The following is a 1,335-nucleotide window of genomic DNA, read 5'->3' as shown; positions in this document are numbered from 1 at the left end:
GGGCAGGGAACTGCACGAAGGGCCCCTCTGGCATTTGCTCCGGCGTCAGGTAGGCGGGGGCCGGAGCGCCTGCAGCCCCCAGATGCTTGGTGAAGCGGTAGATGGCGCGAAGGTCGTCCTCCGACATATCCCTGAGCGCAAACCACGGCATGGGCGGCCGGTATTGCCGGGTCTTTGCCTGGGCCAGCCACTGCTCTTCGCTGATCGTCTGCATGTAGCGGCGCAGATTGCTCGGGTAGGTGGTGCCCCAGGGGCCTCGCCAGCCAAGGCTGTCGCCTGTCAGCCACTCCTGCTCGGGCACGGCCCCTCCGCTCTGTGCATAGCCGGGGGTATGACAATCGTTGCAGCCCGATATCTTGAGCAGATAACGGCCGCGATCATGCATGAGGTCTTCGCTGCTGGCACTCAATGGGCCGGTGAACAATGCGGTGATCNNTGATGCCGCCTATTCCCGCAAGGAAGGGGGAGTGGAGGGTATTGTCAGGTGACTACCCGGTTGCTCTCTTGGACCATCGAACTTTGGTGGTGCAGCCATGGCCAGCTACTGAAAGCAGGGGGGTTATGCACAAGAAGCACCTCAGCGATGCTATTTGCCTGGGTTCATAGGCATATTCGTCGCCTGCTGCATGAGAGAAAGTGCCCGATAATTGCTCCCCAAGCGTCGTCGCTAGCCCCTGGCTCGCTATCGATTGGCGCATCACGCGTTGATATGCATCTTGCTGATTTGATGGATATATGAGGTTGAATAAATCCTCTCTTTTACTGCTCGTGGTGAGTGGTGCAACGGCGGGTCATGCTTCACAGCACCTGCTATCAACGACATATGCCAACAAACTAGAATAAACACTCATTATTTCAGGCGAGTGGGGAAGCACTTGGGGCTCGCTTGATATAACAAAATGATTTGCAGGGAGAAAAGGGCACCTTAACTATGGTCAGTGAAGGGGCTTTTTTTGTATTATTCCCCTCTTGACCTTATTTAGCCTAAAGGCTCCTGTTCCGGGAGTGGTGACGAGGAAGACATGCAACAGCTTGAAGAAGTAGTCGGCCAGGCCAAGGCCGAAANNGGGTCAAATATCTGGGTAAAAAGGGCTTTTTTACCGAGCAGATGAAGGGCCTGGGCGCCCTGTCCGCTGAAGAGCGTCCGGCCGCCGGCGCCGTGATCAACCAGGCCAAACAGCAGGTTCAGGATGCCCTGAACGATCGTCGTGAGGCCCTCGAAGCCGCCGTGCTGAACCAGAAGCTGGCCGCCGAGACCATCGACGTCAGCCTGCCGGGCCGCCGTATCGAGAATGGCGGTCTGCACCCGGTGACCCGCACCATAGAGCGCATCGA

Annotated in this window: 1 protein-coding gene and 1 pseudogene; one reads left to right on the top strand and one right to left on the bottom strand. The window is 57.6% G+C overall.

Annotation, left to right across the window (positions count from 1 at the left end; translation table 11 throughout):
- Nucleotides 1-385, bottom strand: a 385-nt coding sequence (locus BN1136_RS12335; protein WP_197068448.1) for a hypothetical protein, incomplete at its 3' end; no start/stop codon positions are given.
- A 637-nt stretch (nucleotides 386-1,022) separates the two neighbouring features.
- On the opposite strand from BN1136_RS12335, the pseudogene BN1136_RS12330 reads away from it, so the two are divergent.
- Nucleotides 1,023-1,335, top strand: a pseudogene (locus BN1136_RS12330) (phenylalanine--tRNA ligase subunit alpha); the annotation flags it as partial.

It is taken from the genome of Aeromonas taiwanensis, assembly GCF_000820165.1.
In the GTDB taxonomy this organism is placed as follows: Bacteria; Pseudomonadota; Gammaproteobacteria; order Enterobacterales; family Aeromonadaceae; genus Aeromonas; species Aeromonas taiwanensis.
The sequence above is the reverse complement of the archived record's forward strand: the minus strand, read 5'-3'. Positions and strand labels throughout refer to the sequence as shown.